Raw genomic sequence first — 14,989 nt, 5'->3', positions numbered from 1 at the left:
TATGCCGCGGCTATGCCTCCTCGCCTTTTTCATCCTGTCCGATAACGACGCTCGTCGACGACGCAAACATGTAACGCGGCACATCCAGATTCTGGGGCGCGGGTTTGTCTTTGAACACTCGACCGGCCAGGTCGTAAGTCGAGCCGTGACAAGGGCACAGAAAGCCCCCGGGCCAATCGTCGGGCAGACTGGGTTGCGGCCCGGGCTGGAAGCGGGGCAGCGGGGTGCAGCCGAGATGGGTGCACACGCCGATCACAACGAGTATGTTGCGATGATCCGGGCGCGACCGGTATTCGTTGTTGCAGTAGGCCGGCAGCGGTATCGAGAACGGATGCACGGTATGCGGGTCGGCGACCATCGGGTTGGCCTTGAGCACGGCCGCCAGCATCTCGTTGGTTCTGTTGACGATGAAAATCGGCTTGCCGCGCCACGCCACGGTCATCATGCTGCCAGGCTCGAGTCTGCTAATGTCGGCGCTGACTGGCGCCCCGGCTGCCCTCGCACTCGCTGGCGGCGCAAACGAGTCGACAAAAGGAACGACGACCGCCACGCCTCCTATGGCGCCGACGGCCGATGTGGCGATGAGCCATCTGCGGCGGGTTTCGTCGAGAGGCTCGCTGGAACCGTTTTTCATGGCAAGCTCCGAGTCGGTTCGGTTGCCCATCGCGACTTTTCATGAGTACCGGTTACCGAATGCACCGCCGCGGTCGTCACGCGCCGGAAAGCCGGCGAATCGGATCGCGTGCGGCCAGAAAGGCGAAACACCGGTCTACATCGACCACAGGAACACTTCATGCACATGCGACGACGGAGCGATATTCACGTCCCTGCGCTCCGTCTTGCCGTTATATGTGGCGCTTACGCTATACCGGCCGTGAGGCAGCGACGCCAACAGGAAAGGACCCTTTGCGGTGGTCTGCAATATCGTATTGCCGTGCATGTCGGATAGCGTCACCGGGATATTCGCAAGGTACTCGTTGCCGCTAGCCGCCTTGCCCGCAAACTCGAGCGTGAGTGGATACCTTGGCATGACCTCCTTGATAGCGGTGGATTGGCCAAGGCCGATCCCGCCGCTCAGGAACGTAACCTCACCCTCGTGCTGTACCGCGGGTAAAGGCTGAGTTGCCGCGAACGCGTATTGGACGCTTGCACTCAGTGCGAGTGCCGTCAAGCCAACTTTGACGATTGCGTGCTGGTTCATTTCGAGCTCCTCGTAAAGTGTGGCGATGAGGTACGCGCCGCCACTGCGCTGCCAGGGTCTATTTACATATATAAACAGACCCTAGCCCATGTCGATGGTGACGAACATGCGCTGTCCGTCGCGTTGGACCAATAGCGCGACCGCGTTATCGCTGTTCGCCGCTTTCCGCCGGAACTGGGCGGGACTTGCTACATGAGTGCTGTCGACCATCAGGATGATGTCTCCCGGTTCGATGCCGGCGAGCGCGCCGGCCCCCGTGCTTTTTTCGACCAGGACACCACCTTCGACACCTGCGTCGTGTCGCTCCTGTGCGGTCAAACCACGCACGGTCAACCCATCGGGAGCTGCGACCTGCGCAATGGCCGGGGTCTCGGCAGGAGTGGCATTCAGACTGCCAAGCGCGACTGTCGTATCGTGCGTGGCGTTATCGCGCCAGTACACGAGATGGACGGATGTGCCCGGTTTGAGATCGGCTACTGTGACGGGCAACTGAGTCGAATCTGGAATATCAACGCCATTGACCTTCATGATGACGTCGCCTGGTCTGAGACCGGACCTGGCAGCCGGTCCTCGCGGGTCGACCGAGCTGACGAGCGCCCCTTGCGGCCTGTTCAGACCGAAAGATTGCGCAAGCGGCCAACTGACATCCTGAATCGTGATGCCGAGGCGTCCGTGTTCCGCCTCGTGGTGCAGTTGCAACTGTCGGGCAACTTTCATCGCTTCATCGATCGGCAGCACGAACGCGGCTCCTTCAACGTCGCCGATCTCTTTCGTGACAGGCATTTCGATCCCAATGACGTTGCCGTTCAGACTGAACACCGGGCTGCCTGCGTCGCCCGCATTTTCGGTCACGTCAGTCTGGATAAGCGGTACATACGACTCGCCTGGCAAAGGCCGCGACATGTTGCTGATGATGCCTGCCGTCACCGTGTCGTTCAGTCCATAAGGGGAGCCGATCGAGACGACCCACTGACCGGCCTTGTTCGCGGACGGTGAGCCAATTTTGACTGTCGGCAGTTTGGTGGCGGGAATCTTGAGCAGCGCGATACCGCTCGCTGGGTCGTCGCCGACCACCTTGGCCTTGAACTTGCGACCGTCCTTTAGCGTCACGCTGATTCGGGTTTCTTTGGTTATCAGGCTGGAGTCGGTGAGAATGTAACCATCGGCGGCGATGATGAATCCAGAGCCGCTGCGTTGCGATGCCAGGCCTGTCGCGCCAGGAGGGGCGTAGGCGAACTGCTGGAACTGCCGGGTAAAAGGATCGTCTTCGCTGCCGGCCGGCGGCCAGAGGGGAGTGAAGGTGGCGACGGGTTGAGCCGCTGTCACGCTGATATTGACGACTGCTTTGCCTTCTTCGCTGACGAGGCGCGAGAAGTCCGTCACTATCGCGGGCGCCGTGTCGTGGCCTGGAAGCCTGGCAGCCGGCACATTCGCGCCGGAGCTTACGTTGTTCGGAGGGGATTGCGCCATGCAGCCCGCGGACACCGTCACGGTCAGACATTCCACGATCAGGAAGTACTTGAGGTTGTCGCGTCGCATCACATGCCCCCCGACACGAGCTGTTGAGTCGGTTGAGTCGGAGTAACGCGTCTGTCCGATGCGTTCTCCATGCTGCTGTGATTCGACTCTAGGTCGCCACTTTTAAAACAAGCTTAAAAAAGCCCGATGAGAGGGTCCGGCTCGCACGTCCCCGTCAACGCTAATTTCGGTACTATACGGATCTACTTTCAGTCCCCGATTTTCGCCGGAACTGCGCTCCCTACGCGCGTGCAACCATGCCTACCATCAACGAACTGTTCGTCTATCCGATCAAATCCTGCGCGGGCATCGCGCTCACCGAGGCGCGGCTGTTGGCGACGGGCCTCGAATACGACCGCAACTGGATGATCGTCGATCCCGAAGGCGCGATGTTCACGCAGCGCGCGTATCCGCGCATGGCGCTGATCAAGGTCGAACTCGACGCAGAGGATCTGATCGTCAGCGCGCCGGGCATGCGTGAGCTGCGCACGCCGCTCGATGCCGCGCGGCTCGCCGCGGCACCCAGGGTCGCTACCGCGGTGTGGCGCGACGCGGCCTACGGGCTCGACACCGGCGCAGAAACGGCGGCCTGGTTCACGGAGTTCCTCGGTCTGCCCGCGCGCTTGCTGCGCTTCGATCCCGAGCGGGAACGCGTCGTCGATCCGGACTATACGGACAGCACGGGGGGCGCCACGACCTTTTTTGCCGACGGCTTTCCGCTGCTGGTGATCGGCCAGGCCTCGCTCGACGATCTGAACGCGCGCCTGAACGGCAAAGGCGCACCGTCGATCAGAATCGATCGCTTCAGGCCCAATATCGTGCTCAGCGGCCTCGATGCCTATGAAGAGGACTATGTCGAGACACTCGCCGTCGGCGCGAATGCGGACTCGAGCGCGCGCGTCGAGTTACGGCTCGTCAAGCTGTGCACGCGCTGTCCGATGCCGACCATCGATCAGGCGCGCGGCGCGCCCGATCCCGACTGGCCGAACGAGCCGACCGACACGATGCTCGGTTACCGAGTCAGCGAACGCTTCGACGGCGCGGTCACATTCGGCAACAACGCGCTGGTCGCGAGCGGGGCGGGGGCCTGGCTGCGCGTCGGGCAGCAGGTCGACGCGGAGCTCGGGTTCGGCGACTGATGGGATGAAAGGCGGGCGAGGCCCGCTTCGAGCGCCGATCAGGCTGCCCGCGCCATGGCCGACGCGGGTAGTGTTTGCCCATCTCGATTGCCGCGAGCTTCGCGTTCCCAGCAAGGCGCTTCGGCGCTCTCGCCAACCGCATTGCCCACCAGAATCACCGCCGGACTGCCGAAGCCGGCGCCGAGCGCATCGGCGGCGAGCCGATCGAGCCGCGTCAACAGGCGCCGCTCGTCGCTGCCGCCGGCCCACTGCACGACCGCGGCCGGCGTTTCGGCCGGCAGGTGCGCGAGCAACGCAGCGGCGGCCGTTGCCACACCTTGCGATTCACGCGGAAAACATGACGGCGATCGCACGCCCGTGCGCCTTCGTTTCGCACGTCGACAGTGCTGCGTCGCACCATCCCTGTGCCTGGCCGCCTCAAAACGCGTCGCGCGCGGGCTCCGGTCCGAAGCCGCGCGACTTGCCGCAAATCCCCGCCACACTGCGCTTTCGGGCGCATTTATCGAAATTGGCACAGCCCTTGCGATAAGCGTTGCCATCGGACCAACGTGGGTTCGTCGCGCTTGCAGCACAACTGCACGCGCCCCGCAGCACCCAACAGGACAACGGCGTCCCCCGAATTCGGCCCCTCGGCTGGATTCGCGGGACGCCGTTTTTATTTCCGCAATCGCTTTCGCCAGACACCAGAGGACAGCGCGCTCATGAAAATCATCGTTATCGGTCACGGGATGGTCGGCCACAAACTGGTCGAATGCCTGGCGCAACGGGCCGCGCACGATCTCGACATCACGGTGCTGGGCGAAGAATCGCGACCGGCCTACGATCGCGTGCATCTGTCCGAGTTCTTCTCGGGCAAGACCGCCGATGACCTGTCGCTCGTCGAGCCGGGCTTCTTCGAGCGCCACGGCGTGCAACTGAAGCTGAACACGCGGGCGGTCGCGGTCGATCGCGACGCGCGCACGGTGACGGTCGCGACCGGCGAAACGCTGCCCTACGACCGCCTCGTGTTCGCGACCGGCTCCTATCCGTTCGTGCCGCCGGTGCCGGGCCGCGAGCGCGGCGACTGCTTCGTCTATCGAACGATCGACGATCTCGAAGCGATGCGCGAATGCGGCGCCCGCTCGAAAACGGGCACGGTCGTGGGCGGGGGCCTGCTCGGTCTCGAATGCGCGAAGGCGCTGCGCGACATGGGTCTGCAAACGCACGTGGTCGAATTCGCGCCGCGCCTGATGGCAGTGCAGGTCGACGACGGCGGCGGCCGGGTATTGCGCGGCCGGATCGAAGAGCTTGGCGTCACGGTGCACACGCAGAAGAACACGACGGCGATCGTCGACGGCGAAGCGGGCACGCACCGCATGCAGTTCGCCGACGACAGCCATCTCGACACCGACATGATCGTGTTCTCCGCCGGCATTCGTCCGCGCGACGATCTCGCGCGCGCATGCGGCCTCGAACTCGGCGCGCGCGGCGGCATCGCCATCGACGACGCGTGCCGCACCAGCGATCCGCACATCTATGCGATCGGCGAATGCGCGCTGTGGCACGGCCAGCTGTTCGGGCTCGTCGCGCCCGGCTACGAGATGGCGCGCGTGGTCGCGAAGCAGTTGCTCGGCGACCCGGCCGAATTCGCGGGCGCCGACATGAGCACGAAGCTCAAGCTGATGGGCGTCGACGTCGCCAGCATCGGCGACGCGCACGGCAATACGCCGGGCAGCCGCACCTACCAGTTCAGCGACGAACGCAAGCAGATCTACAAGAAGCTCGTCGTGTCCGATTGCGGCAAGCATCTGCTCGGCGGCGTGATGGTCGGCGACGCGAGCGAATATGGCACGCTGCTGCAGATGATGCTGAACCGCATCGAGCTGCCAGCGTCCCCCGAATTTCTGATCCTGCCGCAAGCGGACGGCAGCGCGAAGCCGGCGCTCGGCGTCGAGGCGTTGCCCGCGGCCGCGCAGATCTGCTCGTGCAACAACGTGTCGAAGGGCGAGCTGTGCGCAGCCGTGTGCGCGGGCGCGACCGACATCGGCGCGTTGAAGAGCGCGACCGGCGCGGGCACCTCGTGCGGCGGCTGCGTGCCGCTCGTCACGCAGGTGATGAAGGCCGAGATGAAGAAGCAGGGCCTCGCGGTGAACAACCACGTCTGCGAGCACTTCCCGTATTCGCGCCAGGAGCTGTATCACCTCGTGCGCGTCGAGGGAGTGCGCAGTTTCGGCGCGCTGCTCGCCAAGCATGGCCGCGGGCTCGGTTGCGACATCTGCAAGCCGGCGGTCGCGAGCATTCTCGCGTCGTGCTGGAACGAATTCGTGCTGAAGAAGGAGCACGCGTCGCTGCAGGACACCAACGACTACTACCTCGCGAACATCCAGCGCGACGGCACCTATTCGGTCGTGCCGCGCATGCCGGGCGGCGAAGTGACGCCCGACGGCCTGATCGCGGTCGCGCAGGTCGCGAAGAAATATGGCCTCTACACGAAGATCACCGGTGGCCAGCGTGTCGATCTGTTCGGCGCGCGCGTCGAGCAATTGCCGTCGATCTGGGAAGAGCTGATCGCGGCCGGCTTCGAATCGGGTCACGCGTACGGCAAATCGCTGCGTACGGTGAAGTCGTGCGTCGGCTCGACGTGGTGCCGCTATGGCGTCGGCGATTCGGTCGGTCTCGCGGTCGAACTCGAGAATCGCTACAAGGGCCTGCGCACGCCGCACAAGATCAAGTTCGGCGTGTCGGGCTGCACCCGCGAATGCGCGGAAGCGCAGGGCAAGGACGTCGGCGTGATCGCGACCGAGAAGGGCTGGAATCTGTACGTGTGCGGCAACGGCGGCATGAAGCCGCGTCACGCGGAACTGCTCGCCGCGGACCTCGATAAGGCGACGCTCGTGCGCTATATCGACCGCTTCCTGATGTTCTACGTGCGCACCGCCGACCGACTGCAACGCACCAGCGTGTGGCGCGACAACCTCGAAGGCGGGCTCGACTATCTGATCGACGTGATCGTCGACGATCGCCTTGGCGTCGCCACCGAGCTCGAAGTGGAGATGCAGCATGTGGTCGACACGTACGAGTGCGAATGGAAAAAGGCCGTCACCGATCCCGAAACGCGCAAGCGCTTCCGCCATTTCGTCAACAGCGGCGAGTCCGATAGCAACGTCGCGTTCGTCGAGGAGCGCGGACAGATCCGGCCGGCAACGCCCGCTGAGCGGCAGGTGCAACGCATCGAGATTCCCGTTGTCGTCGAGACGGTTTGACCTCATCCGATTCCCGCTTAACTCAAAAGGAGCCCAGTCATGAAGAACGAACGCTTGCCCCGCGCCTGGACCGTGATCTGCGCACTCGACGACATCGTGCCGAACACCGGCGTTTGCGCGCTCGTCAATGGCGAACAGGTGGCCGTGTTTCACGTCGATGGCGGCCAGGTCGAGTCGCCGGCCGAGCCCACGGTCTACGCGATCGAAAACTTCGATCCGGGTTCGCACGCGGCGGTGCTGTCGCGCGGACTCGTCGGCAGCCTCGGCGAGCGCATCGTGGTCGCGTCGCCGATCTACAAGCATCACTTCGATCTGCGCACGGGCGAATGCCTCGAAACGCCGTCGTATTCGGTCAGCGCATTTGCCACGCGCGTCGAAAACGGCCAGGTGTGGGTCGCCGTTTGAGGTAGCGGCCTTTGTCCATCGTTCTGATGTTTCAACCCGATCATTCGCGCATGTCTGCTACCAGCGTAAAGAGCGTGTGTCCGTATTGCGGCGTCGGCTGCGGCATGGTGCTGCACGTCGAGGACGGCCAGGTCGTGAAGATCGCTGGCGACAAGGAGCATCCGGCCAACCTGGGCCGGCTCTGCACCAAAGGGCAGTCGGCCCACGTCGCGCTGCGCAAGTCGGGTCGTCTCGAAGGCGCGTTCGTGCGTCGTGCGCGCGACGAAGACCCGGTGCCGCTGCCGATGACGCAGGCGCTGAGCGATACCGCCGCGCGTCTGCGGCGCGTGCTCGACGAGCATGGTCCCGATGCGCTGTCGTTTTACGTGTCGGGGCAGATGTCGCTCGAAGCGCAGTATCTGGTCAACAAGCTCGCGAAGGGCTTTATCGGCACGAACAATATCGAAGCGAATTCGCGCCTGTGCATGGCGAGCGCGGCGAGCGGCTACAAGCTGTCGCTCGGTGCGGACGGCCCGCCCGGCTCGTACGAAGACTTCGATCACGCGGATCTGTTTTTCGTCAGCGGCGCGAATATGGCCGACTGCCACCCGATCCTGTTCCTGCGCATGATGGATCGCGTGAAGGCGGGCGCGAAGCTGATCGTCGTCGATCCGCGCCGCAACACGACCGCCGTGAAAGCCGATCTGTTCCTGCAGATCAAACCCGGCACCGACCTCGCGCTGCTGAACGGTCTGCTGCATCTGCTGCACGAAAACGGCGCAACGGATGCGGCTTTTATCGCCGAACACACCGAAGGCTGGGACGCGATGCCCGCGTTTCTGGCCGGGTACACGCCGGAGAACGTCGCCCGCATTACGGGCCTCGCTGCCGACGAGATCCGTCGCGCCGCGCAGATGATCGGGTCGGCCAAAGACTGGATGAGTTGCTGGACGATGGGCCTGAACCAGAGCACGCACGGCACGTGGCACACCAACGCGCTGTGCAATCTGCATCTGGCGACGGGCCGCATCTGCCGGCGCGGCAGTGGACCGTTCTCGCTGACGGGCCAACCGAACGCGATGGGCGGCCGCGAAATGGGCTATCTGGGCCATGGTCTGCCGGGGCAGCGTTCGGCGCTGGTCGCCGCAGATCGCGCGTTCGTCGAAGCACTGTGGGGCATCGCACCGGGCACGCTCAAAGCGGACGCGGGCCACGGCACGATCGACATGTTCGCGCGCATGGCCGCGGGCGACATCAAGGCGTGCTGGATCATCTGCACGAATCCGGTCGCGACCGTCCCGAACCGGCAGACCGCGATCGCCGGTTTGCGCGCGACCGAACTCGTGATCGCGCAGGACGCGTTCCTCGATACCGAAACGAACCGCTACGCCGACGTGTTGCTGCCCGGCGCGTTGTGGGCCGAAGCCGAAGGCGTGATGGTCAACTCGGAGCGCAATCTGACGCTGATGCAGCAAGCCATCGAACCGCCCGGCGCGGCGCTGCCCGACTGGCAGATCATCGCGCGCATCGCGTGTGAAATGGGCTTTGCCGATGCGTTCAGCTATGCGAGCGCCGACGAAGTGTTCGCCGAACTCACGCGCGCGGCGAACCCCGCGACCGGCTACGACCTGCGCGGCGCGAGCCATCGCCGCTTGAAGGACTCGCCACTGCAGTGGCCGATCGCGTCGGCCGATTCGTCCGAGCGCAATCCGCTTCGCTATCTGAATGACGGCGTGAGCCAGACACTCAGGGAGTCGGAAGATGGCGGCCACCCGCGCATTGCTTTTCCGACCGCGAGCGGCAGGGCGAAGTTTTTCGCGCGTGCGTATCAGCCCGCGGCCGAGTTGCCCGATCGCGAATTTCCGGTCGTGTTGAACACGGGCCGTCTGCAGCATCAGTGGCACACGATGACCAAGACCGGCAAGGTCGCGATGCTGAACAAGCTGAACCCCGGACCCTTCGTCGAAATTCATCCGGACGACGCGGCCGAACTCGGGATTCGCGCGAAGGACGCGGTCGAGATCCGTTCGCGGCGCGGCCGCGCGGTCCTGCCCGCCGTCGTCACCGACCGTGTGAGCGCGGGTCAGTGCTTCGCCCCGATGCACTGGAACGACGTCTTCGGCGACGAACTGTGCATCAATGCGGTGACCAACGACGCGGTCGATCCGGTTTCTCTGCAGCCCGAACTGAAAGTCTGCACGGTCGCGCTGAGTCCGGTGACGGCGGATCGCGACGCGAGCGCTTGCAATGACGACGATGCGCTCTCTACGCCCGCCGACGCAGCGGTTTTAGCGCCCAGCGCCAAGGATCAACCCATGCCTCGTATCGAAGCCCTCACGACTTTGCTGCAACTGCCGCCCGAGCCCGCGCCCATGCCGTCGCTCAGCGACGCGGAGCGCGCGTATCTGGCGGGTTTCGTTAGTGGCCTGCGTTCGGCCGAAGCGCAAGGTCTCGTCAACGTGCCGGTGCTGCCGCACAGCGCACCGTTCGATGCGGTGAAGCGGCTCTATGTCGATGGTCTGCTTGCGGGACTGTATAGCCGCAGCGCGACGACAGCCCAGACGTCGACCGCTGCTTTGCGGCCGAATCTCGCACAGGAAGAGCCACGCGAATCGGGCGTGCGCATCGTGCGCGTGCGGCCGAAGGTCACGCTGTTGTGGGCCTCGCAAACCGGCAACACCGAATCGCTGACCGAGCGTTACGCGACGCGTCTGATGGAATCGGGCTTCGAAATCCGCACCGCGTGCATGGCCGACTATTCGTTCGCGACGCTCGCGAAGGCGCAATACGTACTGCTGATGACGAGCACGTTCGGCGACGGCGATGCGCCCGACAACGCGCAGGACTTCTGGACGCAACTGAACGCCGCCACGGCGCCGCGCCTCGACGGCGTGCGTTTCGCGGTGCTCGCGCTCGGCGATCGCAACTACGATCAGTTCTGCGGTCACGGCCGCCGTCTGGACGAGCGGCTCGCCGCGCAGGGTGCGCTGCGTCTGACCGAGCGCGTCGATTGCGATATTGAATATCAGCAGGGCGCCGATGCATGGCTCGAACGCGTGATCGTCTGCATCAAGCAGGCGGATGCCGCGCTGTACGCGGTGCCGCCGGGCGGCATGATCAACGCGGTGGTGGGCGCGGTGCCGACCAAGGCGCGGCCGGCCGCGTCGCGCGTCGTCGGCAATCTGCGCCTGAACCGGCAGGGCGCCGCGAAGGATACGCGCTACGTGTCGCTGCAAACGGGCGAGACGAACCTCGAATACGAAGCGGGCGATGCGCTCGGCGTGTGGCCGAGCAACTGCCCCGAACTCGTCGACGAACTGATCACGCTGAGCGGTTTGCACGCGGAGGCATCGGTGCACGTCGCGGGTATCGGCGACATGCGGCTCGCCGATGCGCTCGGCAAGCACTACGAGATCGCGCGGCCGAGCGCCGAGGCGCTCGCGTTCGTCGCGGCGCGCAGCGGCAACGGCGCGCTGGGCGATCTGCTCGCGCCCGAACGCAAGGCGGATCTGAAGCAATGGCTATGGGGACAGCAGCTCGCCGACGTATTGCACGAGTTTCCGGTGAGCCTCTCGGCCGCCGAGCTGACCGGCATGCTGAAGCGTCTGCAGCCGCGTCTGTATTCGATCGCATCGAGCCCGAAGGCGCATCCGGGCGAAGTGCATCTGACGGTGTCGGCGGTGCGGTATACGAATGGGCGGCGGCACCGCAAGGGCGTGTCGTCGACGTTTCTCGCGGATCGCGCAAGCGACACCGACGTGCCCGTGTTCGTGCAGAAGTCCGCGCACTTTCGTCCTCCTCATCAATCGGACACGCCGATGATCATGGTCGGGCCGGGCACCGGCATCGCACCGTTTCGCGGCTTTCTGCACGAACGGCAGGCACGCGGCGAGCGCGGACGCAACTGGCTGTTCTTCGGCGAACAGCATGCCGCGACCGACTTCTACTATCGCGACGAACTCGAAGCGATGCGCGCGAGCGGTCTGCTGACCCGGCTCGACGTCGCGTTCTCGCGTGACCAGGCCGACAAGATCTATGTGCAGGACCGCATGCGCGAACACGGTGCGCAACTGTGGGCATGGCTCGAAGACGGTGCGCACTTCTATGTATGCGGCGACGCGAACCGGATGGCGCGCGATGTCGATGCGGCGCTGAAGGACGTCATCACGACTCATGGTGGCATGAGCGAAGAGAAAGCACTCGAATACGTGAGCCGTCTGACGCGCGAAAAGCGTTATGCACGCGACGTGTATTGAGCCGCCGATGCGTTGCAGAAGATGCCTTTAAAAAGGCCTCGTAACGGACAACACGATGGCACGACGCTTGCGTGTCGAGTCCCAGTGAAAACTCTGTGCGACATGCCGGCGCAAAACACAAGTAACGCAGCAACTGGACTACCCGTCATTTTATTTACTGAGGATCTCTGATGAAAAACGTGATGCACTCCCTGCGAAGCGGTGATTGGCGCGCACTCGTCGCCTGCTTTCTGTATTTCGACACGGGCTTCACCGTCTGGGTGCTGTATGGGCCGCTCGCGCCGTTCATCAGCAAGAGCATCGCGATGACGCCCGCGCAGCAGGGTCTGCTCGTCGCGGTGCCGGTGTTGTCCGCGGCGATTCTGCGCGTGACGCTCGGCAATCTGTATCAGTCCGCGCACGGCAAACGCATTGCGTTGATGGGCGTGCTGCTGTCGGCGGTGCCGACGATCGTGCTGCCGTTGCTGCAATCGGTGCCGTCGTACGAAATGCTGCTGGTGCTCGGCGTGTTCCTTGGCGTCGGCGGCGCCAGCTTCGCGGTCGCGCTGCCGATGGCCGGCAGTAACTATCCGCCAAAAGTGCAGGGCCTCGTCTTGGGGCTGGCCGCGGCCGGCAACATCGGCGCGGTGCTCGACGGCTTCCTGTTCCCGCAACTGGCGACGCGCTACGGTTGGCAGCTCGCCGCGGGCGGCGCCTTGCCGCTGCTCGCGATCGCTGCGATCACGCTGTACTTCTGGGCCAACGACGCGGGCGTCAAAACCGGCAGCGTGCTGCGCGCCTTCGGCAGTTTCGCGACGACGCTGGTCGGCCTGATCGCGCTCGTGCTGCTCGTCGAAGCGGGGCTATTCGGCGCGGGCAAGACCGGCGTGCTGCTGCTGCCGGTGATCGGTGCGCTGCTGGCGATTGCGGTGCTGCCGCAACGCTACCGCTCGGTGCTCGCCGAGCGCGATACGTGGGTCATCATGCTCGTCTATAGCATCACGTTCGGCGGTTTCGTCGGTATGTCCTCGTATGTGTCGCTGCTGCTGACCAACCTGTATCAACTGTCGAAAATCGACGCGGGCCTGTTCATGGCGCTGCTCGCCGCGACCGGCGCGATGGTGCGCCCGCTCGGCGGTCTGATTGCCGACCGCGTGTCGGGCGTGCGCGCGCTGACCGTGCTGCTGGCGATCATCGCGGTTTGCGATTTCCTGTTCGCGGCGGCGATGCCGTCGCTCGCGGGCGGCATTGCGTTGCTGCTGTGCCTCTATGTCGCGTTCGGACTCGGCAATGGCGCGACGTTCCAGCTCGTGCCGCATCGCTGGGCCGGCCGCACCGGGCTGATGTCCGGCATCGTCGGCGCGGCGGGCGGCATCGGCGGCTTCTATCTGCCGGTCGTGATGGGCATCGCGAAGGAGAGCACCGGCAGCTATCAAATGGGCTTCGCGACGTTCGGCACGCTGTCGGCTTGCGCGTTCCTTGCGATCGTCGCGCTGCGCCGGCCGTGGATGGCGTGGTCGATGCAAACCGGCGTCATGCACGCGCATGCGACGGAGTAAGGCGCGGCGCGCGGCGTCCGGTCGTGCCGGCGCCGCACGCATCACGCTCTGAACAAAGCGCAGTCGAATGCTTGCATATCGGAGGCGGTGCTTCTAATATGCAGTCAGGAGGCTGCATATGAACCCATCGACAGATCGCATCGAAAAGCAGGTTCTGTTGAAGGCGCCGCGCTCGCGCGTCTGGCGTGCGCTGTCCAACGCCGAGGAATTCGGCAAATGGTTCGGCGTGAATCTCACCGGCAAGCAGTTCGTCCCGGGGCAATCCACGCAGGGGCACATCACCTATCCAGGCTATGAGCATCTGCTGATGAACGTGCTGGTCGAGCGTGTCGAGCCCGAGCATCATCTGTCGTGGCGCTGGCATCCGGCCGCGATCGACATCACGATCGACTACACGCCTGAGCCGACCACGCTCGTGGAATTCGATCTGAGCGACGTCGAGTCGGGCACGCTGCTGCGCGTCGTCGAATCGGGCTTCGACCAGTTGCCGATCGGGCGCCGCGCGCAAGCGTTCCGGCTGAACGACGGCGGCTGGGAGCAGCAGTTGGTCAACGTCGAGCGATATGTCGGCGCGAGCTAGGGCGGCCCCCGCGAGGGCGGGCCTCAAGGCGGCGACACTGCGCAGTTCGGCGGCGGTGTTCGCGGCGCTCGGTGACGAGACGCGTCTGCGGCTTGTCGCGGCGTTGTGCGCGGGCAGCGCGATGTCGATCGCGCAGCTGACGGCCGGCACCGACATCACGCGGCAGTCGGTCACGCAGCATCTGCAGGTGCTGGCCGACGCGGGCCTCGTGCACGACGTGAAGGTCGGACGCGAGCGCCTGTGGGCGTTCGAGCCCGCGCATCTCGACGCGGCGCGCCGCGCGCTCGACGCGATTTCGCGGCAGTGGGATCAGGCGCTGCTGAAGCTGAAGACGATGGTCGAAGAATGAAGGGCGGGCGTCCGTGGTGATTGCACGAACCGAGCCGGCACGCGGATTGGCCGCCTGCCGGTAGGCGGTACGCGAGGGCGGGTGCCGCATTTTTTACCGACTGCGAGCGGCACATCGTGCACGGAAGCGCGGAACAACGCAAAAAGGGGCCAAAAAATTGGCCCCCGATCCGCTGTAAAAAAGGAAGAAAAACGAGCCCGCGACTAATCGGCGATCCGCTTGTCGGCCAGCGCGTTCTGGCAGTCGGCCAGAACCTGCCGGACGAGCCGGGCTTGCGGGTCGAGTTCGTCGGTATCGAGAATTTCTTCAACTGCGTCGCGCGCCCAGTCGGCATCGACGAAGCGCGCGTGGCGCCGCGCGATTTCGACCGCGGTGGCCGACAGTTTCGCGACGCACAGCCAGTCGGCTTCGCGCGCGCGGCGGTCGAGCCACTTGTGCGCGGACTGCACGTGAAACGCCGCGTCGGGCCAGTCTTCGTTCAGATAATAAGCGCCGAGGCTTCCGCATGTGAGCCAGCACAACAGCTCCAGGCGGTCACGGGGACTCAGATGTTGGCGTACATCACTCATGGCGACGCTCGCTGCAGTAAATGGCTTCCCGGTGAGGCCGGCGGGCGCCGTCCTCCGCTTTTTACACACGCTTTTTACAAACATTAGCATGCGGAATTCCCGGGCGGCAATTCCTGACCACCCTTAGCGTGCGGTGCCGCCACAGGTGGGGTTTTCGGGCGGTGCGTCAGCGTGGTGCGCCGGCGATCTGATTGCCCCGGGACGACCCGCCGC

Annotated in this window: 11 protein-coding genes and 1 pseudogene; 7 read left to right on the top strand and 5 right to left on the bottom strand. The window is 64.8% G+C overall.

The window, feature by feature from the left end:
- Positions 1–10: 10 nt before the first annotated feature.
- The 3 genes from petA to F6X37_RS01500 all read right to left on the bottom strand — a co-directional run bounded on the left by petA (position 11) and on the right by F6X37_RS01500 (position 2,740).
- The gene (petA, locus tag F6X37_RS01510; protein ID WP_187610070.1) at positions 11–634 is read right to left on the bottom strand and encodes a ubiquinol-cytochrome c reductase iron-sulfur subunit; all 624 of its coding nucleotides are present in this window, start codon (positions 632–634) and stop codon (positions 11–13) included.
- 135 nt (positions 635–769) lie between these two features.
- On the bottom strand, positions 770–1,201 hold the full coding sequence (locus tag F6X37_RS01505) for a carboxypeptidase regulatory-like domain-containing protein (protein ID WP_090804862.1): 432 nt from the start codon (positions 1,199–1,201) through the stop codon (positions 770–772).
- A gap of 81 nt (positions 1,202–1,282) precedes the next feature.
- On the bottom strand, positions 1,283–2,740 hold the full coding sequence (locus tag F6X37_RS01500) for a PDZ domain-containing protein (RefSeq protein WP_262419772.1): 1,458 nt from the start codon (positions 2,738–2,740) through the stop codon (positions 1,283–1,285).
- 236 nt (positions 2,741–2,976) lie between these two features.
- Between F6X37_RS01500 and F6X37_RS01495 the strand changes: the two genes are divergently transcribed.
- On the top strand, positions 2,977–3,858 hold the full coding sequence (locus tag F6X37_RS01495) for an MOSC domain-containing protein (RefSeq protein ID WP_187610069.1): 882 nt from the start codon (positions 2,977–2,979) through the stop codon (positions 3,856–3,858).
- A gap of 38 nt (positions 3,859–3,896) precedes the next feature.
- On the opposite strand, the pseudogene F6X37_RS01490 reads toward F6X37_RS01495, so the two are convergent.
- Positions 3,897–4,172, bottom strand: a pseudogene (locus tag F6X37_RS01490) (uroporphyrinogen-III C-methyltransferase); the annotation flags it as partial.
- Between the two features lie 387 nt (positions 4,173–4,559).
- Here F6X37_RS01490 and nirB point away from each other — a divergent pair.
- The 6 genes from nirB to F6X37_RS01460 all read left to right on the top strand — a co-directional run bounded on the left by nirB (position 4,560) and on the right by F6X37_RS01460 (position 14,207).
- On the top strand, positions 4,560–7,100 hold the full coding sequence (nirB, locus tag F6X37_RS01485; protein ID WP_187610068.1) for a nitrite reductase large subunit NirB: 2,541 nt from the start codon (positions 4,560–4,562) through the stop codon (positions 7,098–7,100).
- 39 nt (positions 7,101–7,139) lie between these two features.
- Positions 7,140–7,505, top strand: a complete 366-nt coding sequence (gene nirD, locus F6X37_RS01480; RefSeq protein WP_187610067.1) for a nitrite reductase small subunit NirD — start codon at positions 7,140–7,142, stop codon at positions 7,503–7,505.
- Positions 7,506–7,555: 50 nt separating this feature from the next.
- Positions 7,556–11,740: a bifunctional nitrate reductase/sulfite reductase flavoprotein subunit alpha gene (locus tag F6X37_RS01475; protein ID WP_187610066.1), complete on the top strand. Its 4,185-nt coding sequence runs from the start codon at positions 7,556–7,558 to the stop codon at positions 11,738–11,740.
- 170 nt (positions 11,741–11,910) lie between these two features.
- Complete coding sequence (locus F6X37_RS01470; RefSeq protein WP_187610065.1) at positions 11,911–13,278, top strand: MFS transporter; 1,368 nt, start codon at positions 11,911–11,913, stop codon at positions 13,276–13,278.
- Between the two features lie 118 nt (positions 13,279–13,396).
- Positions 13,397–13,858: an SRPBCC family protein gene (locus F6X37_RS01465; RefSeq protein ID WP_187610064.1), complete on the top strand. Its 462-nt coding sequence runs from the start codon at positions 13,397–13,399 to the stop codon at positions 13,856–13,858.
- On the top strand, positions 13,842–14,207 hold the full coding sequence (locus F6X37_RS01460) for an ArsR/SmtB family transcription factor (protein ID WP_184033686.1): 366 nt from the start codon (positions 13,842–13,844) through the stop codon (positions 14,205–14,207). Before F6X37_RS01465 ends, F6X37_RS01460 begins: the two co-directional genes overlap by 17 nt.
- Before the next feature lie 203 nt (positions 14,208–14,410).
- On the opposite strand, the gene F6X37_RS01455 is transcribed toward F6X37_RS01460, so the two are convergent.
- A complete protein-coding gene (locus tag F6X37_RS01455) occupies positions 14,411–14,776 on the bottom strand; it encodes a hypothetical protein (protein ID WP_026225375.1) in 366 nt (121 codons plus the stop codon).
- Positions 14,777–14,989 lie beyond the last annotated feature (213 nt).

The sequence above is a fragment of the Paraburkholderia sp. 31.1 genome, assembly GCF_014397645.1.
In the GTDB taxonomy this organism is placed as follows: Bacteria; Pseudomonadota; Gammaproteobacteria; order Burkholderiales; family Burkholderiaceae; genus Paraburkholderia; species Paraburkholderia tuberum.
This window is presented reverse-complemented; position numbering and strand designations above follow the sequence as displayed.

Excerpts from the sequence above, each read along its gene's own strand:
- petA (WP_187610070.1), bottom strand. The coding sequence starts at position 634 with ATGAAAAACGGTTCCAGCGAGCCTCTCGACGAAACCCGCCGCAGATGG.
- F6X37_RS01505 (WP_090804862.1), bottom strand. The coding sequence starts at position 1,201 with ATGAACCAGCACGCAATCGTCAAAGTTGGCTTGACGGCACTCGCACTG.
- F6X37_RS01500 (WP_262419772.1), bottom strand. The coding sequence starts at position 2,740 with ATGCGACGCGACAACCTCAAGTACTTCCTGATCGTGGAATGTCTGACC.
- F6X37_RS01495 (WP_187610069.1), top strand. The coding sequence starts at position 2,977 with ATGCCTACCATCAACGAACTGTTCGTCTATCCGATCAAATCCTGCGCG.
- nirB (WP_187610068.1), top strand. The coding sequence starts at position 4,560 with ATGAAAATCATCGTTATCGGTCACGGGATGGTCGGCCACAAACTGGTC.
- nirD (WP_187610067.1), top strand. The coding sequence starts at position 7,140 with ATGAAGAACGAACGCTTGCCCCGCGCCTGGACCGTGATCTGCGCACTC.
- F6X37_RS01475 (WP_187610066.1), top strand. The coding sequence starts at position 7,556 with ATGTCTGCTACCAGCGTAAAGAGCGTGTGTCCGTATTGCGGCGTCGGC.
- F6X37_RS01470 (WP_187610065.1), top strand. The coding sequence starts at position 11,911 with ATGAAAAACGTGATGCACTCCCTGCGAAGCGGTGATTGGCGCGCACTC.
- F6X37_RS01465 (WP_187610064.1), top strand. The coding sequence starts at position 13,397 with ATGAACCCATCGACAGATCGCATCGAAAAGCAGGTTCTGTTGAAGGCG.
- F6X37_RS01460 (WP_184033686.1), top strand. The coding sequence starts at position 13,842 with ATGTCGGCGCGAGCTAGGGCGGCCCCCGCGAGGGCGGGCCTCAAGGCG.
- F6X37_RS01455 (WP_026225375.1), bottom strand. The coding sequence starts at position 14,776 with ATGAGTGATGTACGCCAACATCTGAGTCCCCGTGACCGCCTGGAGCTG.